The sequence below is a fragment of the Streptomyces sp. NPDC111744 genome (assembly GCF_055634995.1).
This window is the reverse complement of the sequence record NZ_JBVKCG010000035.1, coordinates 25,310-50,607: the sequence shown is the minus strand read 5'-3', so window position 1 is coordinate 50,607 and position 25,298 is coordinate 25,310. Positions and strand designations below refer to the sequence as shown.

The 25,298-nt window shown below is 68.9% G+C and carries 23 protein-coding genes and 7 pseudogenes; 16 read left to right on the top strand and 14 right to left on the bottom strand.

Translation table 11 applies throughout. The features are described from left to right. Together ACZ7OO_RS40815 and ACZ7OO_RS40810 are read right to left on the bottom strand one after the other, a co-directional pair. Positions 1–209 (bottom strand): annotated as a pseudogene (locus ACZ7OO_RS40815) (DEAD/DEAH box helicase); the annotation flags it as partial. 337 nt (positions 210–546) lie between these two features. Further along, positions 547–750, bottom strand: a complete 204-nt coding sequence (locus ACZ7OO_RS40810) for a cold-shock protein (RefSeq protein WP_145830460.1) — start codon at positions 748–750, stop codon at positions 547–549. 657 nt (positions 751–1,407) lie between these two features. Between ACZ7OO_RS40810 and ACZ7OO_RS40805 the strand changes: the two genes are divergently transcribed. Then, a complete protein-coding gene (locus tag ACZ7OO_RS40805; protein ID WP_471512463.1) occupies positions 1,408–1,740 on the top strand; it encodes a DUF2267 domain-containing protein in 333 nt (110 codons plus the stop codon). Positions 1,741–2,031: 291 nt separating this feature from the next. Here the strand turns inward: ACZ7OO_RS40805 and ACZ7OO_RS40800 are convergent, their stop codons facing one another. Further along, a complete protein-coding gene (locus ACZ7OO_RS40800) occupies positions 2,032–2,370 on the bottom strand; it encodes a MerR family transcriptional regulator (protein WP_471512462.1) in 339 nt (112 codons plus the stop codon). Between the two features lie 1,019 nt (positions 2,371–3,389). On the opposite strand from ACZ7OO_RS40800, the pseudogene ACZ7OO_RS40795 reads away from it, so the two are divergent. After that, positions 3,390–3,704 (top strand): annotated as a pseudogene (locus tag ACZ7OO_RS40795) (hypothetical protein); the annotation flags it as partial. 86 nt (positions 3,705–3,790) lie between these two features. Next, positions 3,791–4,129 (top strand): hypothetical protein, encoded by a 339-nt coding sequence (locus tag ACZ7OO_RS40790; protein WP_471512467.1) that lies wholly within the window; start codon positions 3,791–3,793, stop codon positions 4,127–4,129. 917 nt (positions 4,130–5,046) lie between these two features. On the opposite strand, the gene ACZ7OO_RS40785 is transcribed toward ACZ7OO_RS40790, so the two are convergent. Beyond that, positions 5,047–5,250, bottom strand: a complete 204-nt coding sequence (locus tag ACZ7OO_RS40785; RefSeq protein ID WP_097282459.1) for a cold-shock protein — start codon at positions 5,248–5,250, stop codon at positions 5,047–5,049. Positions 5,251–5,931: 681 nt separating this feature from the next. Here ACZ7OO_RS40785 and ACZ7OO_RS40780 point away from each other — a divergent pair. Next, positions 5,932–7,617, top strand: coding sequence for a ribonuclease J (locus ACZ7OO_RS40780; protein ID WP_471512461.1), 1,686 nt, complete (start codon positions 5,932–5,934; stop codon positions 7,615–7,617). A gap of 500 nt (positions 7,618–8,117) precedes the next feature. Here the strand turns inward: ACZ7OO_RS40780 and ACZ7OO_RS40775 are convergent, their stop codons facing one another. After that, the gene (locus ACZ7OO_RS40775) at positions 8,118–8,279 is read right to left on the bottom strand and encodes a hypothetical protein (protein WP_388312019.1); all 162 of its coding nucleotides are present in this window, start codon (positions 8,277–8,279) and stop codon (positions 8,118–8,120) included. Positions 8,280–8,631: 352 nt separating this feature from the next. Between ACZ7OO_RS40775 and ACZ7OO_RS40770 the strand changes: the two genes are divergently transcribed. From ACZ7OO_RS40770 to ACZ7OO_RS40755, 4 genes and pseudogenes are all read left to right on the top strand, one after another. Beyond that, on the top strand, positions 8,632–9,141 hold the full coding sequence (locus tag ACZ7OO_RS40770; RefSeq protein ID WP_471512460.1) for a transposase: 510 nt from the start codon (positions 8,632–8,634) through the stop codon (positions 9,139–9,141). 179 nt (positions 9,142–9,320) lie between these two features. Beyond that, positions 9,321–10,661, top strand: a complete 1,341-nt coding sequence (locus ACZ7OO_RS40765) for a Mu transposase domain-containing protein (RefSeq protein WP_471512459.1) — start codon at positions 9,321–9,323, stop codon at positions 10,659–10,661. An 11-nt stretch (positions 10,662–10,672) separates the two neighbouring features. Further along, positions 10,673–11,239 (top strand): annotated as a pseudogene (locus ACZ7OO_RS40760) (ATP-binding protein); the annotation flags it as partial. Between the two features lie 203 nt (positions 11,240–11,442). Next, positions 11,443–11,862, top strand: coding sequence for a hypothetical protein (locus ACZ7OO_RS40755; protein ID WP_471512466.1), 420 nt, complete (start codon positions 11,443–11,445; stop codon positions 11,860–11,862). 63 nt (positions 11,863–11,925) lie between these two features. On the opposite strand, the gene ACZ7OO_RS40750 is transcribed toward ACZ7OO_RS40755, so the two are convergent. The 3 genes from ACZ7OO_RS40750 to ACZ7OO_RS40740 all read right to left on the bottom strand — a co-directional run bounded on the left by ACZ7OO_RS40750 (position 11,926) and on the right by ACZ7OO_RS40740 (position 13,355). After that, positions 11,926–12,405, bottom strand: coding sequence for a diadenosine tetraphosphate hydrolase (locus tag ACZ7OO_RS40750; protein WP_471512458.1), 480 nt, complete (start codon positions 12,403–12,405; stop codon positions 11,926–11,928). Between the two features lie 267 nt (positions 12,406–12,672). Beyond that, complete coding sequence (locus ACZ7OO_RS40745) at positions 12,673–13,083, bottom strand: type II toxin-antitoxin system VapC family toxin (RefSeq protein WP_471512457.1); 411 nt, start codon at positions 13,081–13,083, stop codon at positions 12,673–12,675. Then, entirely contained in the window at positions 13,080–13,355 is a 276-nt protein-coding gene (locus ACZ7OO_RS40740) for a hypothetical protein (protein ID WP_471512456.1), read from the bottom strand. The genes ACZ7OO_RS40745 and ACZ7OO_RS40740 overlap by 4 nt, the downstream gene beginning before the upstream one ends. Before the next feature lie 791 nt (positions 13,356–14,146). Between ACZ7OO_RS40740 and ACZ7OO_RS40735 the strand changes: the two genes are divergently transcribed. From ACZ7OO_RS40735 to ACZ7OO_RS40710, 6 genes and pseudogenes are all read left to right on the top strand, one after another. Continuing rightward, complete coding sequence (locus ACZ7OO_RS40735; RefSeq protein ID WP_471512455.1) at positions 14,147–14,872, top strand: TetR/AcrR family transcriptional regulator; 726 nt, start codon at positions 14,147–14,149, stop codon at positions 14,870–14,872. A 218-nt stretch (positions 14,873–15,090) separates the two neighbouring features. After that, entirely contained in the window at positions 15,091–15,285 is a 195-nt protein-coding gene (locus ACZ7OO_RS40730) for a ferredoxin (RefSeq protein WP_471512454.1), read from the top strand. After that, positions 15,282–16,493 carry an NAD(P)/FAD-dependent oxidoreductase gene (locus ACZ7OO_RS40725; protein WP_471512453.1) on the top strand — a complete coding sequence of 404 codons (1,212 nt, stop codon included), beginning with the start codon at positions 15,282–15,284 and terminating at the stop codon, positions 16,491–16,493. The genes ACZ7OO_RS40730 and ACZ7OO_RS40725 overlap by 4 nt, the downstream gene beginning before the upstream one ends. Beyond that, the gene (locus tag ACZ7OO_RS40720; protein WP_471512452.1) at positions 16,490–17,746 is read left to right on the top strand and encodes an NAD(P)-binding domain-containing protein; all 1,257 of its coding nucleotides are present in this window, start codon (positions 16,490–16,492) and stop codon (positions 17,744–17,746) included. The genes ACZ7OO_RS40725 and ACZ7OO_RS40720 overlap by 4 nt, the downstream gene beginning before the upstream one ends. Continuing rightward, positions 17,743–18,957 carry a cytochrome P450 gene (locus tag ACZ7OO_RS40715; RefSeq protein ID WP_471512451.1) on the top strand — a complete coding sequence of 405 codons (1,215 nt, stop codon included), beginning with the start codon at positions 17,743–17,745 and terminating at the stop codon, positions 18,955–18,957. The genes ACZ7OO_RS40720 and ACZ7OO_RS40715 overlap by 4 nt, the downstream gene beginning before the upstream one ends. Positions 18,958–19,144: 187 nt before the next feature. Next, positions 19,145–19,612 (top strand): annotated as a pseudogene (locus tag ACZ7OO_RS40710) (5-methyltetrahydropteroyltriglutamate--homocysteine S-methyltransferase); the annotation flags it as partial. 76 nt (positions 19,613–19,688) lie between these two features. Here the strand turns inward: ACZ7OO_RS40710 and ACZ7OO_RS40705 are convergent. Next, positions 19,689–19,892 (bottom strand): annotated as a pseudogene (locus ACZ7OO_RS40705) (citrate/2-methylcitrate synthase); the annotation flags it as partial. 74 nt (positions 19,893–19,966) lie between these two features. Here ACZ7OO_RS40705 and ACZ7OO_RS40700 point away from each other — a divergent pair. Both ACZ7OO_RS40700 and ACZ7OO_RS40695 read left to right on the top strand, forming a co-directional pair. Beyond that, positions 19,967–20,501: pseudogene (locus ACZ7OO_RS40700) on the top strand (short-chain fatty acyl-CoA regulator family protein); the annotation flags it as partial. Positions 20,502–20,523: 22 nt separating this feature from the next. Further along, positions 20,524–21,120: a histidine phosphatase family protein gene (locus ACZ7OO_RS40695; protein ID WP_471512450.1), complete on the top strand. Its 597-nt coding sequence runs from the start codon at positions 20,524–20,526 to the stop codon at positions 21,118–21,120. Between the two features lie 74 nt (positions 21,121–21,194). On the opposite strand, the gene ACZ7OO_RS40690 is transcribed toward ACZ7OO_RS40695, so the two are convergent. The 5 genes and pseudogenes from ACZ7OO_RS40690 to ACZ7OO_RS40670 form a co-directional block, all read right to left on the bottom strand. Next, a complete protein-coding gene (locus ACZ7OO_RS40690; RefSeq protein ID WP_471512449.1) occupies positions 21,195–22,067 on the bottom strand; it encodes a CbtA family protein in 873 nt (290 codons plus the stop codon). Positions 22,068–22,098: 31 nt separating this feature from the next. Next, entirely contained in the window at positions 22,099–22,314 is a 216-nt protein-coding gene (locus tag ACZ7OO_RS40685) for a CbtB domain-containing protein (RefSeq protein ID WP_471512448.1), read from the bottom strand. A gap of 829 nt (positions 22,315–23,143) precedes the next feature. Next, positions 23,144–23,386, bottom strand: coding sequence for a transposase (locus tag ACZ7OO_RS40680; RefSeq protein WP_471512465.1), 243 nt, complete (start codon positions 23,384–23,386; stop codon positions 23,144–23,146). A 298-nt stretch (positions 23,387–23,684) separates the two neighbouring features. Beyond that, positions 23,685–23,834: pseudogene (locus tag ACZ7OO_RS40675) on the bottom strand (RNA polymerase sigma factor SigF); the annotation flags it as partial. An 842-nt stretch (positions 23,835–24,676) separates the two neighbouring features. Then, positions 24,677–24,850, bottom strand: a complete 174-nt coding sequence (locus ACZ7OO_RS40670) for a CsbD family protein (protein ID WP_471512447.1) — start codon at positions 24,848–24,850, stop codon at positions 24,677–24,679. Between the last annotated feature and the right edge of the window lie 448 nt (positions 24,851–25,298).

The following is a 25,298-nucleotide window of genomic DNA, read 5'->3' as shown; positions in this document are numbered from 1 at the left end:
CCCTCCACGGCGGGCAGCGCGGGGGTGATCGTCGTGGGGAGCGCGAACTCCCCCTGCACCGCGGCGGGCCGACGGCCGTAACCGCCGGAACGGGCAGGGCCGCCGGAACGGCGCGGTGCCGGCAAGCCCATGCGACTGCCGCCCTTTCCGGCGGCGGTACTGCCATTACGGGTGCGGGCGGAGCGGTCGTTCGTACGTGTGCGGTTCATGCGGAACCTTCCTCGATGTGGCACATATCAAGGAATTCCCGCAAGCGATGAGCAGCACGGAATTACAAGTATGGACCGATGTCAAAGCAAATCCGGCCGACGGGAATCCGCGCGGGCGGAGATACTGAAATAGGTGACGCAGTGGGGACGTCAAATCCGGGCGTCGACTGCGGTGCAGCTCTTCAGGATGCGCCTGCATCCCCGAAGGAGGAGTAGCGTGTGGTGAGACTGCGGATTTCTCCGAGCCGTCCCGCGAGTGAAACCGCTGCGGGAAATGGGTGCAGCTGGGGCCCGCACCCCGAAGGATGCGGGCCCCAGCTACAAATATGCGTCAGCGTCAGGCCGGAACGATGTTCTCGGCCGTCGGGCCCTTCTGGCCCTGCGCGATGTCGAAGTTCACCTTCTGGCCTTCGAGCAGCTCACGGAAGCCCTGGGCGGCGATGTTCGAGTAGTGGGCGAACACGTCAGCGCCGCCACCGTCCTGCTCGATGAAGCCGAAGCCCTTTTCCGCGTTGAACCACTTCACGGTACCAGCAGTCATGTCATATCTCCTTTGGGGCAGTGCACCGGAATCCGCACTGTGCGGACGCCGTGTCGCCGCGATGATTACCCCGCCCGGAAATGACCGGAAATACAAAAGCACCCTCCCCGGCAAGAGCCAGGTCGGAGCACTTGAAGTTTCGGGAACCACAACTGCAACTGAGATGGACAGTAGCACGCCGCAACGGCCCGCGTCGGCTAAGTAATTCCACTCCGCTCGTCGCGGCAAAAACTCTCACTGCATCGTCCGTCAAAACCCTCATGGCATGGTCCGTCAAACTCTCACCTCAAGAGCACAGATATTGACTCACTCGCAGTGCAACGTTCCAAAAAAAGGAGCGGAGTCGTCAGCCGCTACCGTGGCCGCCAGGGCGCTATGACGTGTGCGGCCGCCCGAAAGATCGCCTTCAACGCACGCGGCGGACGATCAGCCGCATGCCCTCCGGCCAGCCGTCGCGGGTGTTCAGGTAGGTCAACTCCGCGATCTGGCAGCCCGCTTGGAGGTCGCCGTCCTGCTTCAGCGAGATCTCCCAGGCGCCTTCGGGAAGCCTCGCGATCGCCGACTCGTCCTCGGGCGTGATCTTCCAGCCGACCGTGTAACGGACCGTGCGCCGCCTCGTGTTTCACCTGGGAGCGCGCCGAGGACGTCACACGCGCCGTGCTGAGGGCCCTGGGCCACCAGCTCACCGGCGACGAACGCGTCGACCTCGCCGCCCGCCTGCCCACTGAGGCCGCCCTCGCCTTCACCAGCCAGATCCCCGGCCCTCAACCGCTCACCGGCTTCGTCAAGGACCTCGCCACCTGCACAGGTACCACTCCCGCGGTGGCCCGCTGGGACACCGGAGCCGTCCTCGCCGTCATCTGCCACCTTGTCGGAACCGCCCTCCTGGACCGCATCCTCAACCAGCTCTGTTCGGCCGCGCCGAACTCGTCCCGGCCGCCTGACAGCTTCGGACAGGACCGGGCATCGCGCGCACGGTCATCTCCGTGAACCGTTCGCACAGGGGCATCTGTGATGACTGAGGGCGCGGTAGGAACGGGAAGAGGCTCCGCTGACGTCATCACCGGAGCCCTGCCGTCGGGCTGCTGTTGCCTGCCCGGCCAATGCCGTCATGCAGCTGACGGCCGTGTGAAGGCGCCGGGGCATCCTGACCCCCTCACCTTCCCTCCCCCGATGACGCCAGCCAGCACAAGAGCGCAGCGGATCAGGGGTTGAAACGGCCTGCCGTCGAGGCCGAGCTGAGTACCGGACCGGAAGACGGAGTGGCTGGTCCACAGCGCGTCAGGCTACGGCCGCCGGGTTCGCTGATGCGGCGGCGCGGCGGTGTTCGGCGTTGATGCGCTGTGCTTCTTCGAGCTGGTCTTCGAGGATGACGATGCGGCAGGCCGCCTCGATGGGGGTCCCCTGGTCGACGAGCTCCCGCGCGCGAGCGGCAATGCGCAGCTGGTAGCGGGAGTAGCGGCGGTGTCCGCCCTCGGAGCGCAGCGGGGTGATGAGGCGGGCTTCGCCGATGGCGCGCAGGAAGCCCTGGGTGGTGCCGAGCAACTCGGCGGCCCGGCCCATCGTGTAGGCGGGGTAGTCGTCGTCATCGAGACGGCCGAACGAATCGTCTGCTGTCATTGCACCTCTCTATGGAGCGCGTCGAGGGGCCCTGGTGCCGTACGGCACCAGGGCCCCGAAGGAACTTCTACACCATCTACCGGCCCTGATACTGCGCCGGCCTTCTGTGTCCGCACGCCCGCCCGGGAGAGGACGGGGAATGCGGGGATCGCGGATGCGTGACCGGAGACCACCTCACTATCGATGTCCTGCGGTACCCGGGTTCAAGACTTCCGCCCGGGCGATCCTGATGGCGCTCGGCCCCTCCGTTCTATCCCTCTGGGATCAATCACTTACCAAACGGGAACTGCGTACTGCTGGTGATGCGAACCGCGCAGTGGCCTGTCACAGCGCCACTCTTCGGCAGCCAGCCCCGTCGCCCGTCCTGCGACTACTGTGCTGTGGCTTGGAACCCCACTGCCGAACCTCCCGGCGCGCGCGCCCGCAGCCGACGCCTTCACCGAGGTACTGCTCACTGACTTCACTGCTGAGTACCACGAACTGCACTTACAGGTACTGCCACCGCGTCAAACGCGGTCCTGCTCACGGCGGCCCCTGATCACTGCGGGCCACCCGGTCCGGTCGTCAGTCCCGTCGCCGTCCTGCAACAACCCTGGCTTCGAAACTCCACCACCGCACCGTCCTGCGCACTGCAACTACATACTGCTACCTGGCAGTTCGTGTCTGCCGGGCCCTGCTGTCTTCCTGGCTACGAGAGAAACCATAACCAAGCCACCACCCAATGTCTACTCTGGCCACCATAGATTTCCGCATGGCCCGTGAGAAGGTGATCGAGCTCGAACGACACGGCCGCTCCCCCGGCGCCGCCGAGGCGCAACCCAGGGAGCAGTGCCAGCCGCGCCGAGTTCAGGTCGCTACCCTCACCAGCCGCCGTACCCCATGGACGCGAGGCGGGACGGGCTGCCGCGCGCCGCCCACTGCGCCGGACGCCAATCCGGCCCGGCAGGATCTACGGCGACGTCACCGTCCCATCCCGACAGCGGAGAGAGAGTTCCGTGGCCAGCGAACCGAGTCCCCAGATGTCAGCTGAGCTTTCGAGGCGGGCGGGCCACTATGCCGTTGCCGTCGCCGAGTGCCTCCTGGAAACGGATCTGCCGGTGACCGGCATTCAGAGTTGCGGTCCCTGGCGCGACACGGACGGCGCGTACCTCGATGTCGAGGCCGCCATCTCGTTCACGCAGGCATTCCAGGATCAGCATGGCGGGGGCGACTGCGGGTTCCACTGGGCGGCCACGTCCGGCTGGTGTCTCTACACCGCAGACAAGGAAGACCGGTACCTGTCCGGTGTCCGCTGGCCCGGGTCCGGCCTGCTTCCCGAGCCCCGGCTCATCGCGGCCTTCGTCGACGCTTTCCGTCTCGACCCGGCCAAATCGGCAGCAGCGAACAGCCGTCCTACCGTCAGGAGGGCCAGGACTTCCCCATGCTGCTGGACAGCCTGGCCCCCTACCTTCCCGGCCAGCCCTGCCTGTTCGAGGAACCCCAGATCCGTTTCGCCGACCTGCACAGACGCGCCTACGAGAACCGCGTGCGGCGGGCACTGGTCTCCCGCGCCGCCGACCCCCTGACCCACCTGTACCTCCGCCAGGGTGAGCTCACAGCCCTGTTGCACCTGCTCGAGTACGCCGAAAGCAGCAACCCCAGCGCCCTCAACAGGCTGCTGGCGGCCGACCTCGGCGCCCGCGCGGGCCGGCCCCCCGAAGCCGCGGAGAGATACAAGGGTGCCCTCCAGGAAGCGAACCACCGCCGACAAACGCCTTGACACAGGCGGAACTCATAGGCGGAACGCGCCAGCCGGCCGGCCGTCCTCCGCGCCGCCTTGGCAGCTTCTCGTTCCACGCACTCCCGCTCGGCGGGACTGCTGGGGCGGAGCGAGGTCAGGTGCCCGGCCCGCAGGGCCCCACTGGCGAGCGCTCGGGGCAATATCCCGGGGCGGGAGTCGTCCCAGACCACCCAACGACCAGACAGACCAACCGGTTTACGGCCCGGCAGCCCAACGGTGTCGCACCTCGCTGAGGGAGGACGGTGGCCGAGGTCGTCGCAGCGGACCAGAAACGGTGTCCAAGAGGGCGGACGAATCGTTTTGACGAACGTGACGGATGATCATTGGACGACCTCCAGCCCCGGCGCACAGGCAGGCAGCGGCAAACGCAGAGCCGACGCCCGTCTTCCTGAACAAACGCGCCGAAGGCACCCCTCGCACGCCCGTGGCCAGACCCCAGCAGAAGCCCCGGACCAGGGCACACCCGTATACACACAGCTCGCCGCGGAATGGGCCGCACGCGGCGCCACCGTCCCCTGCCGCCCCGACCCGCTGTGGCAGCGTCTGGCTTCTCCCGAACACCTCAGACACGAGACAGAAAGCACCTTGCGCCAGCTTCACCTGGAAGGGAACACCCACCCCGCTGACCGCACACCCCAACTAGCTCAACTGGAGGCACCCCGCAGTGCGGGACGATGAGCTTCTATGCGTGGCACGCTGCCCCGCGCCAGCCCCATCCTCGCGGTATGCCGCTCTCCACACGGATCAGGGCCGCACAGCCGCTGCGCGGCCCTGATCCGTGCATCTCAGATCCCGCCGACGCGCCGGAGAAGTCCAGGCGTCCGTTGTTCGGGTCGGGCGGTACGGCCGCATGGGGCAGCCGTGCACGCCGAGCGCGGGCGGGGGGGTGGGGAAGGTCAGGCCAGGTTGATGTTCTCGGCCTGCGGGCCCTTCTGGCCCTGGGTGACGTCGAACGTCACGATCTGGCCCTCCTGAAGCTCACGGAAGCCCGAGGAGTTGATCGCGGAATAGTGGGCGAAGACATCCGGGCCGCCGCCGTCCTGGGCGATGAAGCCGAAGCCCTTCTCGGCGTTGAACCACTTCACAGTTCCCGTAGCCATGTCTCATGCCTTCCAGTCGATGAACGCCTCCCACTCCATGTGTAAGGCGGAGGTGATCGCCCTGGTTCCTGCGGCACAGCACAGCAAAACGCCCACACCAAAGGCGTGGACAAAGGGCACTTCCGAACCACGACAGCTGACGCAGACGCTACACGCCCACACCCCCGTCACCAGAGGAAACGAGCCCGCGGCACACCTCAGACACGCGCGGATGCGCGGCCCGGGACACCGGCGGGCACGCCCACCTCAGGCCGCGGGGGGCGCGGGTGTTCTCATGGCAGCATCCGGGCACTACGCGGCATGCTCGTCGCTTACGGCTCCGGGAGCCTCTTCACCAGGGCTGCCGTCAGGTGCCGCGGAGAACCCCCAACCGACGGGGCCTCGGTGAGGCGGTCGACGCTGTCGGCGGGCCGCCTGGCGGAAGACGCCGATGCTCGCCGATCAACGTCCGAGAGTGTCAGGCAGCGCGCACCCGGCGTACGACCTGGCCACGGCCACGTCCGCTTCGCCGGACAGGTCGTTGGTGGCAGCGATGACGGCATCCAGCAGGGCAGTTCGTCGTCGCTGCCGGCGCGGGCGCAGCCCCGCTCCACGCGCCGACCGCCGCGGCCGCGCCGTGATGCACCGGCTGGTCGGGCAGCCAGTGGATCACCTCGGCAGACTCTCCGGTAACGTCAGAATATGAGTCATCCGCATCCCGAACTGCAAGCCGCCCCTCCCCTGCCTGAAGGAGGGCTGAGGGTCGTCGCCCTGGGCGGTCTGGGTGAGATCGGCCGCAACATGACCGTCTTCGAGCATGTCGGCAAGCTGCTCGTCGTCGATTGCGGCGTGCTGTTCCCCGAGGAGACCCAGCCCGGCGTGGACGTGATCCTGCCGGACTTCACCTCGATCCGTGATCGCCTGGACGACATCGTGGCCGTGGTGCTCACCCACGGCCACGAGGACCACATCGGTGGCGTGCCGTATCTGCTGCGCGAGCGCTCCGACATCCCTGTCGTGGGCTCGAAGCTGACCTTGGCGTTCCTGGAGGCCAAGCTCAAAGAGCACGGCATCAGGCCGCGCACGGTCCGGGTCCGCGAAGGCGACCGGCGCGGCTTCGGACCCTTCGACTGCGAGTTCGTCGCGGTCAACCACTCCATCCCGGACAGTCTCGCCGTCGCGATCCGCACCGGTGCCGGGATGGTGCTGCACACCGGCGACTTCAAGATGGACCAGTTCCCGCTGGACGACCGCATCACCGATCTGCGCGCCTTCGCCCGCCTCGGCGAGGAAGGCGTCGACCTCTTCCTCACCGACTCCACCAACGCCGAGGTCCCTGGCTTCACCACCTCCGAGCGCGAACTGAACCCGGCGATCGAGCAGGTGATGCGCACCGCCCCGCGCCGGGTCATCGTCTCCAGCTTCGCCAGCCACGTGCACCGCATCCAGCAGGTCCTGGACGCCGCCCACCAGCACGGCCGCAAGGTCGCCTTCGTCGGCCGGTCGATGGTCCGCAACATGGGCATCGCCCGCGACCTCGGTTACCTGAAGGTGCCCAGCGGCCTCGTCGTGAGTACCAAGGAGCTGGAGAAGCTCCCGGACCACAAGATCACTCTGGTGTGCACCGGCTCCCAGGGCGAACCGATGGCCGCGCTGTCGCGGATGGCCAACCGCGACCACGTGATCCGCATCGGCGAGGGCGACACCGTCCTGCTGGCCAGCTCGCTGATCCCCGGCAACGAGAACGCCATCTACCGGGTGATCAACGGACTGACCCGGTGGGGCGCCCACGTGGTTCACAAGGGCAACGCCAAGGTGCATGTCTCCGGGCACGCCAGCGCCGGTGAACTCGTGTACTGCTACAACATCGTCAAGCCCCGCAACGTCATGCCCGTGCACGGCGAATGGCGCCACCTGCGGGCCAACGCCGACCTGGCCATCCGTACGGGGGTCGATCCCGAGCGGGTGGTCATCGCCGAGGACGGCGTGGTCGTCGACCTCGTGGACGGGCGTGCGTCGATCACCGGCAAGGTGCCCGCGGGCAACGTCTACGTGGACGGCATGGAGGTCGGCGGCGCCACCGAGGCGTCCCTGAAGGACCGCGTCACCCTCGCGCAGGAAGGCGTGGTCACCGTGGTGGCGATCGTCGACGCCGACACGGGCGCCCTCGCCGAGACACCCGACTTCCTGGCCCGCGGGTTCGTCCACGACGACACCACCTTCGAACCGGTCATCCCCGTCATCGAAAAGACTCTGGCGACCGCGGCCGAGGAAGGCGTCGGGGACGCACACCAGCTGGAACAGCTCATCGCCCGTGCCGTGGCGAACTGGGCCTTCCGGACCCACCGCCGCAGGCCCCTCATCATCCCCATCATCATCGACGCCTGACCAGCGGACGCCCGTCCCCACTCCTGCCCTGCCGGCAGCAGGGACGGTTCCCCGCCGGCGTCCACACCTACGCAGAGCGGCGTTCCAGACACCGACCTCGGGCACCGACCGCGCGACAGAAAGGAAAACGGATAAGCGCACTCGGCCCGCACCTGCTCCTCGCGGCGTTCGTCGTGCCAGATCACGTCCACCAGATGCGAGACGAGCTTGACCAGGTCGGCCTTCGTACACTCGTTGCCACCCGGTCAGCTCCCGCAGCTCGCTGCGATACCGTTTCACGGCGCGTGAGGCGAAGTCATAAAACCCCGGCTCGGATGCGTCCACGCCCACCCAGCGGGGGTACGACGGTCCTCCACGGCCGGGCCGCCGCGGCCGCGGCGCCGTTGCCGTGCGCTGGTCGGGATGGGCAAGTCCCCTCGCCGCCGACTACGCGCGCACCGCTCTGGCCGAGCGGGCCGTGGACGTGGTGGTGTGGGTGACCGCCACCGACCGGGCGGCGGTCATCGGCCGCCTCGCCCAGGCCGCTCGATGCGCTGGGCCAGCAGGCTCAGGGTGATGTGGGTGGCCTGCGCCACGGTGTCCTCATCGCCCTCGCCGTTCCCGTCGGGCAGGCTGAGGCGCGCGCGGGTGCGGAACAGCTCGCGGTTGCCCAGGCTGGACAATCGTTCCCGTAGGGCCGGGTCGGCTATGACAACTGGACGCCCGAACCGCTGTGGAGGAGGTGGAGAACGGGGTAGTCGACGGCAGCTTTCCCTGGGCCTGCCGTGGCGAAGCCGAGCCGGTGCAGGAGAATTCCGAGCCAGCCTCGTGAGGCGGATCATGATCTATTCGCCGGTCCCGGCGGCTGGAGCCACGCCCTCATCGTCCCTGAGAAGGCTTCCGCTTACCGCTCGACGGGCTTGTCTGGTCGAACAGGGGTCCTGATCGGGTGATCGCGGCAGGAGCGGCGCATGAAGGCAGGGCCTCTTGGTAGTTCGGGGGTGCGATCCCGTCCGAGCAGTCCAGGAGGCCCTGTTGCCACAGTCTTTCGTGCTCGCGTCCCTGGAGTCCAACGCGCCGTCTCCGGCGTGTGACTGTCTCGCGCACAGGTTCGGCAACGCGGCGGACGGGCCGGACCGCGTCCGGTGTTACGGCTCCGACCTGACGGAGGCGGAGTGGCAGGTCATCCGGCCGCTGCTGCCGGTCCCCGCGTGGCTGCAGGGGCGGGGCGGGCGGCCGGAGGGTTATTGCCACCGCGTGATGCTTGACGCGGTCCGCTACGTCGTCGACAACGGCGTCAAGTGGGTCAACCTGCCCTGTGACTTCCCGCCGTACCGGCGGGTGCACGCGTTCGCCCGCCGCTGGCAGGTGACAGGTCTGCTTGCCGAGCTCCACGACCGGCTGCGCGACAAGGTGCGTCAGAAGGAAAGCCGTTCGCCGGACCCGACGGCCGCCATTGTGGACTCGCAGTCACTGCGGGCAGCGGCGAACATCCCGCGCTCAACGTCTGGGTGGGACGGCGGGAAGAAGGTGGGCGGGCTGTGATGGCGCTTCTTGAATCTCCCCACGTGCTGCTAAGGGGTGGGGCAAACCTGCTCTGTTGATCTCCCCATCCATCGTGTGATCTTGCCCGGTGTGTCGTCGTATATCGCGGTTGGTCCGGAAAGCCTGCGTGCGCAAGTTCGGCCTGTTCGGGGGCCTGGATGCTTACGCAGGAGGAAGACGTGGATGCTCATGCACTGCGTCGGCAGGGATGGACGATCTCGGCGATCGCCCGGCATTTGGGCCGGGACCGCAAGACGATCCGGGCCTATCTGAATGGTGAGCGAACCGCCGGTCAGCGGCGTCAGGCGCCTGACGCGTTCGTGCCGTTCCTTCCGTACTGCCGGCAGCGCCTCGCTGATGACCCGCACCTGTGGGCGTCCACGCTGTTCGACGAGGTGGTGGGGCTCGGCTATGAGGGGGCGTACTCGACGTTCACCCGCGCCCTTCGCCGCTATCGCGTCCGACCGCACTGTGAGCCCTGTCATGCCGCGACCGGCCGCGACGTCGCGGTGATCGCGCATCCACCGGGCGAAGAGGTTCAGTTCGACTGGTTGGAGTTGCCCGATCCGCCCGAGGGATGGGGGGTGGGTGCGCACGCGCATCTGTTGGTCGGGGCTCTCGCGCATTCGGGCCGGTGGAGGGCGGTGCTGGCGGAGTCGGAGGACTTCCCTCATCTGGTCCAGGCCCTGGACGATGTCGTGCGCAAGCTGGGCGGAACCGCCCGCCGGTGGCGCTTCGACCGGATGGCCACCGTCTGCTATCCCTCCAGTGGCCAGGTCACCGCGGCGTTCGCCGCCGTTGCCAAGTACTACGGGGTCGGGGTGGACATCTGCCCTCCCCGCCGCGGCAACCGCAAGGGAGTGGTGGAGAAGGCCAACCACTCGGCGGCTCAACGCTGGTGGCGCACGGTTCCCGACGGCCTAACGGTCGTGCAGGCCCAGTCCGGTGTCGACAAGCTCTCGCTCCGGATGGACGACCGGCGTCGGCGGATCGACGGAGCGGTCACCACCGTCGGTGAACTCGCCGCGGCCGAGCCCCTGCTCGACATCCCGGTGCGGCCGTTCCCGGCCGAGCTGGAGGTCGAGCGGACCGTCAGTCCGCAGAGCCTGGTCGCCTTCGACGGCAACTTCTATTCCGTCCCGCCCGGCCTGCCCGGCGTCACGGTCAGGGTCCTGCACCGGCTCGGCGAAGACGACCTGCGGATCGTCACCGCCGGCCGGGCCGTCGTTGCCTGCCACCGCCGAGCCCCGCGAGGCGCCGGGCAGACCGTCCGGGACGACGGACACGTCATCGCCCTGGAGAGAGCGGTGCTGTCGTCGTTCTCCGACCGGGCTCCTTGCAAGACCAAGGTCCGCAAACCGCCGTCAGCCGCAGCTCTGGCCGAAGCCGAGCGCCTGCGCGAAGGGCCCGCGACCGGCAGTTCAGCCGAACGGGTCGTGATCGACCTGACCCACTATGCCGCCGTGGCCGACCGGCTGCGGAGTGTCCCCTCACCGAAGCAGGAGGAGAACCCGGAGTGAGTACGTCACCGATGCAGGTGAGCGAAGCCCGCCGATTCCAGCAGCTCAGAGGCCACCTGTCCTACCTCAAACTCAACGACGCAGCAGAGGCGTTGAACAGGGTCCTGGACCAGGCCCGCACCGAGCGGATGTCACTGACCGCAGCCCTGGAACGGCTCCTGGAGATCGAGGTCGAGGCCACCGAAGCCCGCAAACTCGCCGCCCGGGAACGGTTCGCCTGCCTGCCCGAGCCCTGGACCCTGGCCGACTTCGACTTCGCAGCCCAGCCCGGCGTCGACGAAAAGCTGATCCGCGACCTGGCCACCCTCCGCTTCCTCGACGACGCCTCCAACGTGCTGTTTGTCGGCCCGCCCGGAGTGGGCAAGACCATGCTGTCCGTCGCCCTTGGACGAGCGGCCGTCGACGCCGGCCACCGCGTCTACTTCACCACCGCCGCCGAACTCGCCGCCAAGTGCCACAAGGCCGCCCTCGAAGGCCGCTGGAAGACCTGCATGCGGTTCTTCGCAGGCCCGAAGCTTTTGATCATCGACGAGCTCGGCTATCTGCCGCTGCCCGAGGACGGAGCCTCGGCCCTGTTCCAGGTGATCAACCAGAGGTATCTCAAGTCCAGCACGATCCTCACGACCAACGTCGGGATCGCCCTCCTATCGACTTCGCGGCCACCAGAACCAGGCCGACGCCATGCGCAAGGGAGTCAACGCACGTGTCTCCTGACCCCAACCACAACGACGACCAGCTCACCCCCAGACCCGCAAACTGCCCAGTCTGTGACGGTGAGTTCATGCCGAGCCCGAGACAGATCTACTGCTCTCCCCGCTGCAAGAGCGCCGCCCACCGACGCGCTCCCGCCGGCCTGGCTGCCCACACCTGCCCGGTCTGCGAGGGAATCTTCACCGCGAACCCCCGACTCCGACAGGTCTACTGCTCGCCGGAATGCCGTCGCGAGTCGGAAAGGCAACGCAACCGGATCCGCGACGAGGAACGAGCACGCCGCCTCGGGGAACACCCCCGAGCCCTTCCGCCCGTCCCGCAGCCGACGGCTCCCGGAACCATCGACCCCCTGGCACCGACGGCCGTCCGGAACTGTCCTCACTGCGACCAGCCCGTCACGATCGTCGCCCTGCTCGCCACCCAGGAAGCCGCCCGCCCCACGATCACCAACCGCGTCACCGACATCGTCCCGCTCAGACGCCTGCAGTGAGCATCGGCTGACCGTCACCGATCACCGGGCCCGCCGACCTGACGGTCGGCGGCCCCGCAACAGTCAGGTCCCCGATCGCAACCGGTCCAACTCGCTGCCGATCGCTTCCCGCAGTACGTCATGCCGCGGACCGAGCCTGAACTGCTCGTCACTCCACCGTTCACGCGGATAGAGCCACACAGGCTTGCCCACCACATCGGCCGGCTCCCACTCGAACCGGGGCCAGACATGCGCATGCAAGAACGGGTCCGTGTTCCCCAGGATCTCCAGGTTGACCCGGCGGAAAGCCGGGTCCAGCCGCCGACAAGCACGCTCGACGGCTTCACCGAGCTGATCCATGTCAGACAGGAACGACAGCCGCTTCGCCCTCGGCAGGTCCGACAGCCGCTGCACACCCGGTTCGTCCACCAGCAAAACCGAGTAGCCCGGCAGGAACTGAACATCCCCGATCACCGCGAACCCCGACGTCAACCGTCGCAGCACGGTCGGGTTCTCGCCCCTCAGTGCAGCCCCGATCCGGTCCATCCGCCAGTCACCAGTCATGGCCAAAACCTACATCCTGGTGATCAAGGACCGCTCTTCGATCCCCATCCTCCTCACACACTTCAAAGACCAAGCAAGTGGGGGCGAGGAGCGGCCCCGGCCGTTTTCAAAGATCCCCATCAAGTACGTGTGCTACGCGATCCCTCCCCACCTGCGTTTTCGCAGGTCATCGGCGGTTTCGTGCTCCGCTGGCGTCCGCGACTGTGCCCTGGCGTCCGCACTTGTTGCCGTCAGCGCTGCCGTCAGAGGTATAGACCTCTGGTCGGGCTACGGCAGGAGTGTCAGCGCGGGGACGTGGGCGGGCTTGACGACGCTGAAGTGCCGCCGGTCGAGGGTGGCTACCCGGTCCACGTCGAAGCGCTCAGCCACCGCGATGACCGAGGCGTCGACCCCGCCGAGCGGGAAGTCGGCGTACTGGAGGACCAGCTCACCCATGCGCGTCAGGTCGGTGGGAGTGAGGTGGACCAGCTCGAATGTTCCCCGTGCGACCTCGGCGAGGAACGCCGCTTCGACCTGGGGCCAGCGCTCCAGCAGCCAGCAGACCTCGGTCATGACCGGGCTGGGCAGCAGACGGCGGCCGGTCAGCGACGTCAGGAGGGAGGCGCACTCCGGGTGACGCCGGTCGGCCGCGTTGAACGCCGCAGCCAGGGGTCCGGTGTCCAGGACCGTGGCGATCACGCCGAGTCGCCGAAGCGCTCGCGCATCCGCTCGCGGATGTAGTCGTCGTGCCGTTCAGCCAGATCCTCTGGGCCATTCACGCTGCCGATCAGGGCCAGCAGCCCGGACGGGACCGACTCCTCGTCCTCGTTCGCGTCGACTGCCGGCAGCGACTGGGCAACCTGGGACAGTTCCTCATCCTGGGTGACGAGCAGGCGCAGGCGTCGCACCTGGGTCGGGGTGAGCCGGTCCACCAGGTGGTGCATGTCCTCGTAGTCGTATGCAGCGGTCACGCCAGCAGTGTAGGACGGCCCCGCGGCCTCGGACAGCTGGATCGGCAGAGGTTCACCCCCGCTGGCGTGATGGTGCCCCCGCCAGTGCGGCGACGCGGCGGCCCGGGTGCATAGGGGCCCGCCGAGAGGGTGCGCCTCTGGGGGTCCCGCTCCCCGCTGGAGGCGGTGCCAGCCACCGCCCTCGGTGAGCCTGCGCGACGCACGTGATGGGGTAGGCCCCCTGGTCGGCCCTGTGCCTGCGATCCGGCCGTAGGACGGTCGCAGGCGACAACTTGCTCCGTCAGGAGCCCGACTCCGGTCAGTCCGGGGATCTGGGCGGTTGTCGCCTACAGCGCTGGCCTCCCGAGTGAACAGCGGGCTCGTCGGCGACGGCGGCCAACTCCGGCGGGCAGGGCCCGCCTTGAACCTCGTAGGAAAATCTGAACGCACGCCCCGTGCCCGCCCGGCACGGCGGGTCAGCGGCCCCGCTCGCGCCACCCGACTCCAGGGCCTCGACGCGGCCACGAAGGTCAGCAATCTGCCCCGGATTCCGGGCACGAACAAGTACTCTCCGCCCTTGGTGATCACGAACCGAGGTAGCTGCTGCAGCCGTCGGCGGATGGGGCGCTTGGGGATGGTGAACACCCCGGTGCCGTCGTTGGCTCCCACCAAAGGAACCGCACCCAACCTACCTTCTGCGGGCGAGGCTCCCCGCGGTTCAGTCCTGTGGTCGGTACGGAAGCCGCATCGTGGTCGGCTCCCGGACACGGGGAGGTGCTGGTTAACCTGTAGCCGAAGGGAAGTGCACGCCCATGGAGACACGGCCCGCCGGTGGCGGTCAGCGGGACGAGCAGGGCTCGCAGCGGCGCCGAGAGATCGTGACCGCGGTCCAGCGGCTGCTGGGCGAATGGGGCAGTTCCGACCGGCTGACCATGCGCGCAGTCGCCAAGGAGGTGGGCATCTCCGCGCCAAGCATCTACCTCCACTTCAGCGACAAGACGGAGCTGGTGTGGGCAGCGCTGGAGGACCGCTACGGCGAACTGGCCGCCCAGATGACTGCCGCCGCGGCCCTGGCCGGTGACGACACGGATCCGCGGAGCCGGGTCCGGGCACAGGCGCATGCGTACTGCCGGTTCGCCATGAGCAGTCCCGGTCACTACCGGCTCATGTTCGAGGTGCACCAGCCGGCGGCGGATCCGAAAAGGATCAGCGGCCACCCGGCCCGCCTCATCTCCGCGAGCCTGCGCGCCGGCCTGCGCGGCTGCGTGGACAACGGGCTCGGCCTGTCCCTGCCGGTGGAACAGGCCGCGCAGACCTTGTGGGCCGGGCTGCACGGCATGGTCTCGCTGCACCACAGCCTCTACCGCGACGAGTCCTCGGAAGACCTGGTCCTGCAGCTCGCCGACGGGCTGGTCGACTCGCTCGTCGCCGGCGCCTCCGGCGCCCCTCTCCTCGTCGCAGGCGACTCCGAGACCGAGGCGTCGCGCAGGATCAGGGAACTCAGGAGCGCCCCGAAGCCGGACGGCCCGCGGCCGTAGCGGAAGTCGCCGCCTCCCGATGAGAGGAGCAGCGCCCGGTCGGGCACCTCACACCCACACGTCCTTCACTTCGCCACCAACCCTCCCCGGGGGCTGGTTGCTGCCCCGCATGTGCAGGAGTACAGTCGCCACTGAACTAAGTTAGGTGCTTAGGGCAACCATATGACGCCTGGCGCACGTCGCCCGTTTCCGCGGGCTGGACGGAAGTGGATCCCCCCATGGACATCACCATCGACTTCGACAAGTGCTGCGGCGCCGGCCAGTGCGTGCTGGCGGCGCCGGAGGTCTTCGACCAGCGTGACGAGGACGGCGTCGTGGTCCTGCTCGACGGCAATCCGCCGAGCGAGCAGGCCGAGAACGTGGCCCAGGCCGCGGCGGTCTGCCCGGCCGCAGTGATCCAGGTGCGGGTGTGAGCGCCGCGGCCGCCGCTCTGTCACGGATCGCCGTGGTCGGCGCTTCCGCGGCCGGACTGAGCGTCGTCGAGGGACTGCGGCGCGAGGGGTACACCGGGTCGCTCACGCTGATCGGCGAGGAGAAGCACCTTCCCTACGACCGTCCGCCGCTGTCGAAGCAGCTGCTGTCCGGCGCGTGGGAGACCGACCGGCTCCGTCTGCGCGGCGAGGACGACCTCGCAGCCCTCGGCCTCCAACTGCGCCTGGGTCAACCGGCTACCGCGCTGGACACCACGGCCGGCCAGGTCGCCCTGGCGGACGGAAGCCTCGTCGGCTACGACGCCCTGGTGGTGGCCACCGGCACCCGGGCCCGGCGGCTGCCGGGCACCGAAGCGATGGACGGGGTGCACGTCCTGCGCACCCTGGAGGACGCGCTCGCGCTGCGCGAGGACCTCGCCTCCAGGCCGCATCTGGTCGTGGTCGGCGGCGGCTTCGTCGGTGCCGAGGCCGCCGCCGTGGCACGCGGCCTGGGCTGCGAGGTCACCCTCGTCACCGACACCGCCCAACCGATGGGCGACGCCCTTGGCGACGAACTGGGCGCTCTGCTCCGCACCGTCCACCACGAGCACGGCGTACGGATCGAGACCGGGGCCCTCGTCGACCGTGTCCTCACCGACGGCGGGCGGGCGTGCGGGGTGCGTCTCGCCGACGGCCGCACCCTGGCTGCGGACGCCGTCCTGGTCGGCATCGGCGCCCAGCCCAACACTGAGTGGCTCACCGGCAGCGGCGTCCCGGTCGGCAACGGGGTGGAGTGTGACACCACCCTGTACGCCGGCTCCGGGGTGTGGGCAGCGGGCGACGTCGCCTGCTGGCTCCACGCCCGCACCGGTGAACCCTGGCGTATCGAGCATCGTACGAACGCGGCCGAGCAGGGCCTGGCCGTCGCCCGCAACATCCTGGCCGGGCCGGAGCGTGCCACACCCTTCGATCCGGTGCCCTACGTGTGGTCCGACCAGTACGACCTGAAGATCCAGATCTACGGCCGGACCCGCGGCGCCGACGAGGTACGCATCGTCGAAGGCAGCACGGCCGAGCGCAAGTTGGTCGCCCTGTACGGCAGGAACGGCCGGACCTGCGCGGCGGTCGGCATCAACATGGTCCGCGCCCTGCGCGGCTACCGGGCACAGGTCGCCACGGCGGCCCCCCTTCTCACCGGGAGTGCGGCATGAGCGACACCCTCCGGGCCGGTGTGATCGGCCTGGGAATGATCGGCGGCGGTGTCGCCGTCAGCCTGGCCCGCAGCGGACGGGTTCCCGCGGTCTACGACGTCCGCCCCGACGCCGCCGCGGACCTGGCCGGTGTGCCCGAACCGCTCGGCTCGCCCGCCGAGGTGGCCGACGCGTCCGACGTCGTGATGGTCGCGGTGGTCAACGCCGACCAGGCACGCGAGGTCATCGGCGGCGAGAACGGCCTGCTGCGCGCGGCCCGGCCGGGCCTGACCGTCGTCCTGCTCGCCACCGTCGCCCTGCCCGTCGTCCACGAACTGGCCGCCCTGTGCGCCGAACACGGCGTGGGCTTCCTCGACTGCGGGGTGACCCCGGGCGACAAGGCCGCCGAGAACGGCATGGTGGCCATCCTCGGCGGAGAACAGAAGACGGTGGACGAGGCCCGGCCCGTCCTTGAGGGCTGGGCGAAGAAGGTGGTGCACTGTGGGCCGCCCGGCGCCGGCATGGCCACCAAGATCGCCCGCAACGTCGTCACCTACGGCAGTTGGCGCACGGTCGCCGAGGCCGCCGCACTGGCCCGCGCCGCCGGCGTGGACCCTGCACGGCTCGCCGAGGTCATCGACGCGGCCGACCCCGAGGGGCGCACCCTGCTGCAACTGCTGCGCATGCAGGACGCCGCCGGTGTGCTGCCCGAGGCCGTCGGCCGGCAGATCGAACCTTTGATGACCAAGGACCTCGATGCCGCCCGGGACCTCGCCACCACCCTCGGCGTCCAGGCCCCCCTCGTCGAAGCGGTACGTACGCAGGCCCGCCGCACCCTCCAACTGGACAGTGAACCGGCACCGGTCCCGGCAGCGGCGAAGGACGACGTCCACGCCTACGGCCTGCACATGATGGACCAGGCGTACGGCCCCGGCTTCAGCACCGCGGTCCAGGACGGCAGCGACCCCTTCAGCACCGAGACCGTCGACTACCTCTTCGCCCAGGTCTGGGGCCGCGAGGGCCTGTCCGTCCGCGACCGCCGACTGCTCACCCTTGGCGTCGCCGCCACCGTCGGCCGACCCGAACTCGTCCAGATCATCGCCAACGGCGCGCTGGTCAACGGCGAACTGAGTGCGGATCAGCTCCGCGAGGCCGTCCTGCACCTGGCCGTCTACACCGGCTGGTGCAAGGCGACCGCCACCCACACCGGCGTCACCGCCGCGATCGACGCGCACAGCGCCGCCCAGCCCCCCACCGCGCAGGAGCAGAAATGACCGAGCCGCTCATCAGCCAGCCCGTCACCCGCGAGGCCGACGCCCCTCTCGACCCGCCGGCCGAGTACACGCGGCTACGCGAGGACCAGCCCATCGTCAAGGTCCGCTTCCCCAACGGCTCCAACGGCTGGCTCGTCACCCGCTTCGAGGAGGGCAGCCAGGTCTTCACCGACCCGCGGCTCAGCGCCAGGCGCCCGCGCCACGACACCCCCGAGGGCGAGGTCGCCGAGGCGGGTGAGGACGCCCCCTTCGACGCCGGTTTCGTGATGATGGACGAGCCCGAGCACGGCGCCTACCGCCGCCTGCTCACCGCCCGCTTCACTCCCAAGGCCGTACAGAACAAGCTCCAGCCCTACCTCGACAAGATCGTCGATGAGCACCTGGACGCCATCGCCGCGGGCCCCGAGACGTTCGACTTCGTCCAGGCCATGGCCCTGCCCATCCCCTGCCTGGTGATCTGCGAGCTGCTCGGCGTCCCCTACGAGGACCGTGACGGCTTCCACGAGGCCACCGTCGACCTCATGGACATGGCCAAGAGCCGCGAGGAGCGCGACAAGGGCGCCCACTGGCTCATCGACTACATCACCCAGCTCGTCGCCGACAAGCGCCGCACCGGCGCCACCGACGGCATCCTCGCCGAACTCATCAACAAGACCGACGGCGAGGATTCGGCCCTGACCGAGAAGCAACTCATCGGTCTCGGCGTGCTGCTGCTGTTCGCCGGACACGACACCACGGCCGCCATGATGGGCCTGTCCACCCTCACACTGCTCACCCACCACGAGCAGCGCGAGCAGTTGCTGACCCACCCCGAGAAGATCGGCACCACGGTCGAGGAGCTGATGCGCTACCTGACCATCGTCCAGTTCGGCCTGGGCCGCGTCGCCAAGGAGGACCTCGAACTCGCCGGCGCCCAGATCAAGAAGGGCGACCTCGTCGTCGTCGCGATGAACGCCGCCAACCGCGACCCCCGCGCCTTCCAGGACCCCGACACCCTCGACATCGACCGCAAAATGGCCCGCCACATGGGCTTCGGCTACGGCGTCCACGCCTGTCTCGGCCAGAACGTCGCCCGCGCCGAACTCAGGACCGTCCTGCCCAAGCTCTTCCAGCGCTTCCCGGGCCTACGCCTCGCCACCCCGCTGGAAGAGGTCCCCATGGACTTCACCGGCACCAACTACGGCGTCCGCAAACTCATGGTCACCCGCTGACCGCACCACACGGCACGCCGAGCGGAGGCGCCCAGACGCGAATGCGGGCCGCCCTGGCTGGAGTTGCCGGACAGCCCGCGGAACTTCACGCTGTCGACACGGAACTCTGTCTGAGTGGCGGCCTCGTCCAACGCGGCGACATGGTCCGATACGCCGACACGACGCTCACGTCGGCATGAGCGCACCACTGCGCGAAACCCTGCCGTTGCGCAGCGCCGACCGTGCCGCCTGTCTGGCTTGGGCCACGGAGGCGTTCCGACTCTCCACGGCCGGGGTGCGTCCGGACACCCAGATCCACACGCACATGTGCTACGCGGAGCTCGGCGACATCGTCCAGGCGATCGACGACCTCGACGCCGATGTCATCAGCCTGGAGGCCGCCCGCTCCCACATGCAGGTTGCCCGTGAACTGGCCTCGCACGGCTACCCGCGCGAGGCCGGACCCGGTGTCTACGACATCCACTCCCCGCGCGTTCCGAGCGTCGAGGAGGCGGCCGAACTGCTGCGCACCGGCCTCAAGGCCATCCCCGCGGAACGCCTGTGGGTCAACCCCGACTGCGGTTTGAAGACCCGTGGTTGGCCTGAGACGCGCGCCTCCCTGGAGAACCTGGTTGCAGCCACCCGCACGGTCCGTAGTGAGCTGTCCCAGTACTGAGCCGGTCGAGGAACAAGGGCCGGGGCGCTCGCGCCCCGGCCCTGCCGAGCGTGTACGTCTCCTGCTCGATGGCGGGCTACGAGGCGCTCGGAACCGGCCGCTGCCCCGGTCCGTCGTAGGAGGCGAGTGGCCGGATCAGCGCGTTGTGGGTGAGCTGTTCGGTGATGTGGGCCGTCCAGCCGATGATCCGGCTCATCACGAAGATCGGTGTGAAGGCGGGGATGTCGAAGCCCATGAGGTGGTAGGCGAGCCCGGCCGGGTAGTCCAGGTCTGCGAAAACTGCGAATCCTGCGGATGCTAGATTCGCAGGTGAGCCAGGGGACCGAGGAGGTGCGCGCATGGCCCGGCGACCGGAACGGCCAGTGTGCCTTCCAACTCGCCACCCAGCTAGCCCTGCTGGAGCACGGGCCGCTCCTCGCGCAGTTCGCCGAGAGCGCCACCGAGCTGACCTCACCAGAGTCCCTGGCCCTCGCCCGCATCGGCCTGGCCAACTACTTCGCGGGCGCCGTACTCATGCCGTACTCGGCCTTCCACGCGACAGCCGAGGACGTCCGGTACCGGATACTGACGCAGGTCGCGGAAATGTCGGACGGGAAAAGGTATTTCTGGGTCGCCCAAACCATCACCCGCGGCGGGTTCGGCCACCACGCCCCGCGCGCCGAGTTCGCCGTCGCCCTCGGCTGCGGGCTGCGGCACGCCCACCGGCTCGTCCACACCGAGGGCATCGCCCTGGACGATCCCCGCGCCGCCACCCCCATCGGCCTGGGCTGCCGGATCTGCGAGCGCCGCGACTGCGCCCAGCGGGCCAGCCCCCGTCCGGCGGACGCCTCGCCATCGACCGGACCGGCGCACGTACGTGCCGTACGCCGTGGAGAGGCGCACCCCATGACACCGACGACAGGAGCAGCCACATGACCAGCCGTCTCACTTTCGTCGCGCCCGCCACGAGCCCGTCGCTGCGGCAGGCCCGCTTCTACGACGGCGACTCGATCGACGACATCGGCGCGGCCCGCGCCCGTGAGGCCGCCGGATCGCTGGCCGCGCCCGCTCGTGTGGTCGCATCCCCGAGTGTGCGCTGCCGGGAGACGGCGGTCGCACTCGGCTTCGATGGCGTGGAGACATCGGAGCTGGGCGGCCTGGATGTGGGCCGCTGGCGGGGGCGCACCCTGGACGAGGTGGGGGCGGCCGAGCCGGAGGCGGTGGGGCACTGGCTCACCGACCCCGGTTGGGCGGCACACGGCGGCGAGTCGGTGCGGGACGTGTGCGATCGGGTCGGGCGCTGGCTGGAGTCCGCGCAGCACACGGACGGCCGTACGATCGCCGTGGTCGAGCCGGAGGTGGTTCGGGCCGCGGTGGCACATGTGCTGGGCTTGCCGGAGGCGTCTTTCTGGAGGCTTGACGTGGCGCCGTTGACGGCAACGGAACTCAGCGGACGGGCCGGCCGCTGGAACCTACGGCTCGGCAGGCCCCTTGTCGCCTCGGCGCAGGGAGAATCCGTGGCGCCGTAGAGCATGAGGCCACGGGCACCTCAAGAACGACCTGAGGGCCACGCCTCGTTGCAGAAGCGTGGCCCTTAGGTGCGTCATGCTGCGCCGACAGGTTCCGGCTGCTTCGGCGCCGGCTTGGCCGATGCCCGGATCGCCGCATCGAGCAGCCGCTCCGCCATCGGCGCGAAGACGAGACCCAGGCTCGCCCACAGCAGCGCCTGGGCGGCTACGGAGTAGAAGCGGAAGGAGAACAGCACGTCCGCCGGGAAGCCCGGGTAGACGATGGCACCCTTGGAGTTGGTCAGGGGCAGGGGCGTCTCCGTGGCGTGGTGGCCGTACTCGTGCACGTTGGCGGAGAGCTCGCCGAGTTGCGGCAGCAACGCCATCACGACGCCGATGGCGACGACGTACCCGGCGCCGGCGAGGAGCGTGGCGTTCCAGTTGCCGAAGCGCGGCTGGAGGCGTTTGCCGAGCCAGACGGCGCCGATCAGGAACACCACCGAACAGAGGAGCATGGCCAGGTACAGGTTGCCGCGGTCCTTGATCGTGTCCGGGTGTCCGATCGCCGGCGGGTTGGCCGGGTACTTAAGGAACGGCACCAGGTACATGCCGAGGAAGCCACCCAGAGCCACCAGCATCGCCAGGTTGCGCGGCCGCAGGTTGCCGACCCGGCCGAGGCAGACGGCGTAGGCGACAGCGAACAGGGCGCCCATGGCGATGCCGAAGAACACCATGCCCACGCCGACACCGACGTTGGCCTGGATCGTCCGGCTGAAGATGTCCGGATCCGGAGCCCCCACCGGGATTCCGGCGGCCTTGTCGAGAGCCTCCTGCGCGGCGTCACGGCCGCTCTCGTAGTCGATGGCCTTGTTGATCTGGGGCTCGGCGAAGATCCGGGCGAAGACGAAGGCGAGCAGACCAGCGACTGCGCCGGCGATGACGCCACGCAGTATGAGTCTCTTTTCCATGTTCAGATATCCGTGTCCGTGCCGGCTCTCGTCAGTGGCAGGGGAAGCCGAGGAAGTGGCGGGCGTCGTGCACGAACTCGTGGACGTGCACGTCCTTGCCGAAGACGGAGTAGGCGCCCTGGTCGACACCGATGAAGTAGTAGATGGCCAGTGCGATCAACGCGGTCCCGACCAGCCAGAACACCGCCTTCGCGGCCGGCAGGACAACCGGGGTGGGAAGCGCGGCGGGCGCGGACATGCTGCTCATGGGCGTGAGCCTCCTTCAGGGGATCGTGCGTCCCTCAGTTCGGTGGAGCGTCGTGACGGCCCAGGGTCTGACTCCAGACCCGCCCTTGGGAGGATCTGTTCACAGTGGCGCGACCGTGCTGGAATCTCACCAGCTTCCTTAGGCCGTCATTACAAACGGAGCGTACGGACAGGGCAGATGGTCCGTCAATCAGACAAGCGGCCGAGAGGGTGTGGCCCTGAGCACCCGCCGCGATGCGTAGCCTCCCTCCCCTTTGAGCTGGTGAATCCGCACCATCCGACCCGTACCTCATCGCCGACCTCAGCCATCTGCACGCCCGCCCCTACAGATTCGATTTGTGCACTCGGTTCCAGCCGCGGCCTGAAGCCTTCAGGACAACACAGGGGACAGGCAGCGGGCTTGCTCGATCCACGCCGGAGGTCGGCACGGCGCGTTGATCCGCGGGTCGAGCTGTCGGCTCAGCCATGGGTTTCGGTACTGGTGCATGGGTGCAGCCGGCAGAGCCGCCGGGACATCGGGGCGGTTCCAGCGCCGACCATGCCTCACCGACCGGCCGGGCTGACATGACCTGAAATCCCAACGTGACCGGGAATCCGGCTCTCCGGCGTCCCCGAGATGCCCCGGGTGGGCAAGAGCCGCACCCTAGGCCAGGGCCAGGCACTCGCGAGTCCTGAGCCGAGCAGACCCGCGCCAGCGGGGGGGATCCGTGAGAGGGAGAAGCCCCACCCGAAGTGCCCGGGTGGGGCTTCTCCCTCTGCCCCGCGCTCTCACAAGCGATCACAGGCAAGTCACCAACCCCGCGGACGCACTCACGCCACAAGGCTCTGACCTAACGGGGGGTCGGTAGAGACCGTCTGACCAGGTTGAACACCTCGCGGGCGGCATATCGCTCGAGGCATCGGATGATCTCAAGTCGGGTTTTGCCCTCCCGGGTGCGGCGTTCGTAGTACGCCTGGGTGCGCGGGTCGTGGCGCAGCCGGATGAACACGATGCGGTGCAATGCGGCATTCGCCGGCCGGTCGCCACCACGGTCGAGCCGCCGCGAGCTCCGGCCTCCCGAGGAGTACTCGATGGGACTGACTCCGAGGGCTGCGCACGATCAACATCGTGCGCCGCGCGGAACTCGTGACCGAACTCCAGGACCTCGGCGCCGACATCGTGGTTGTCGACTCCGCGGACGTCGGCGCGCGCGTGCGGGAAGCCATCGGATCCGATCCGGTGCTCCTCGGCCTTGACGGTGTCAGCGGAGCGGCGACCGCACTGCTCATGGACGTACTGACCGACGGCGCCCTGCTGGCGGTCTACGGGTATCTGAGCGGCCTGCCGTTCACGCCCGATCCCGGCGTGCTGAGGACGAAGAACATCACCTACTCGGGCGTGCCCTCCTCCAGCACCGCCAGCTGGTCGAAGAACAACCGCGACAGCTCGCGGGCGTCCTTCGGCGCCACCCGGGAGGGGTCAGCGACCTCCGGCAACCGGGCCGTCTGCGTGTCCACTACCGGGGTGCTCATGAGCGCCATATTTTTCCCCTCCCCAAAGTCGAGCCAGCCGCTGCCGGCCGCCGCAACGGCCGACCGACGCAGCGTGTACCCCTTCATCCGCACCCATGCCCGTGTTGCGTACGAATCGGCCCCAGTGCATTCGCATGAGACGGAGCGAGGCAAACCTACTGCTGGGAGCGGGCGGCGTGAGCAGGGCAGCGAGACGTGGGACATCGACCGGTCGGCTACCGAAGCGCAGCCGACCGGGCAGCGCGAGAGTGCAGTCGCCACCGACCAGCGGCACCCGGGAAAGTCATCACAAGCGGCTCTGCGCCCTCAGCCGGCCCGGATCATCCCGCACCCCACCCCCGGCCTGGCCGCCCTTGGGGCCGCGTCGCGGCATGGAGCCTTCCGCATTGGCGCTGAAGCATGGGAACAGACGAACACGGGAGAGAACCCTCAGCTGAGGCGATCCCGCAGGCGTTCCGCAGCGCGTGCGTTCGTCGTAGTGCTGGGCGGCGGGTCGACGCGCAGGCGGGTCTGCACGATCAGGTGCGGGGCGGCGTTGGCCTGCCGGTCGCCGCCACGGTTGAGACACCGGTACTGCCGACTGCCCGAGGAACGCTGGGGCTGACCCCGCACAGCGCGGCGAAGGACACCTCGCTGCCCAGGCGTTCCGGGTTGTCCCCCCATCGTGATCAGCAAGGTGACAGCCGTGTCCGCACCGATGCCCAGCACAGTGAGCAGCCGCGGTGCGTGGCGATTCACGAGCCGGGCCGGCCGGCCTTCCAAGTCCTGGATCTGCTCGGTGAGCTGTTTTCTTTCATGGCCGTGGTTCCGCAACGCCCCTCGGCGTCGCCTTGGTCGGGTTTACGGGATGGTCAGTGTTTGAAGGCGTCCCTGATCTTTGCCCCGGCCTGCTTGAGATTGTCCTTGACCTGGTCTCCACGGCCTTCCGCCTGCAGGCGCCGACTGCCGGTGGCACGGCCGGTCGTCTTCTTGGCACCGCCCTTCATCGCTTCGGCTCTGTGCGCGTTTTTCTTCCCGATATTCATGAGTGGCCACCCTGGGTGAGTTGTCATGCGGGGTGTGGCAGGAGGACTGTCCCGTGGCGCTGACGTCACCTCTCTGTGCGTGCGGTGGCGGCCTCCCCGGGGGCGGCGGGCCGGTGCTCAAAAACGTGCGGTCTGCTCCGATGACCGCCATCCGGGGCCGGAGGTAGATCACCGTTGGGTGAGTTCCCCCGCGCGTTCGCGGTCTCCGCGCGGTAGTGGCCCGACCAGGGCGTCGCGGTCCGTCTGGTGGAGGCCGTGTCGCGAGGATCCGCTTGCTCCAACAGCAGAACCACACCGTCCACAAGGCCACGGGGACCGGGACGCAGGGTGCGGAGTGTTCCACGTACGTTCCGTATGGCCTGTCCTGTCGCCGGCCGCCAGGACGCCGCCGGCGCGTGCCGGAGTCGCAGCAGGCTGGACGCGATCGCCGGCTTCCAGGCGCCAGCCG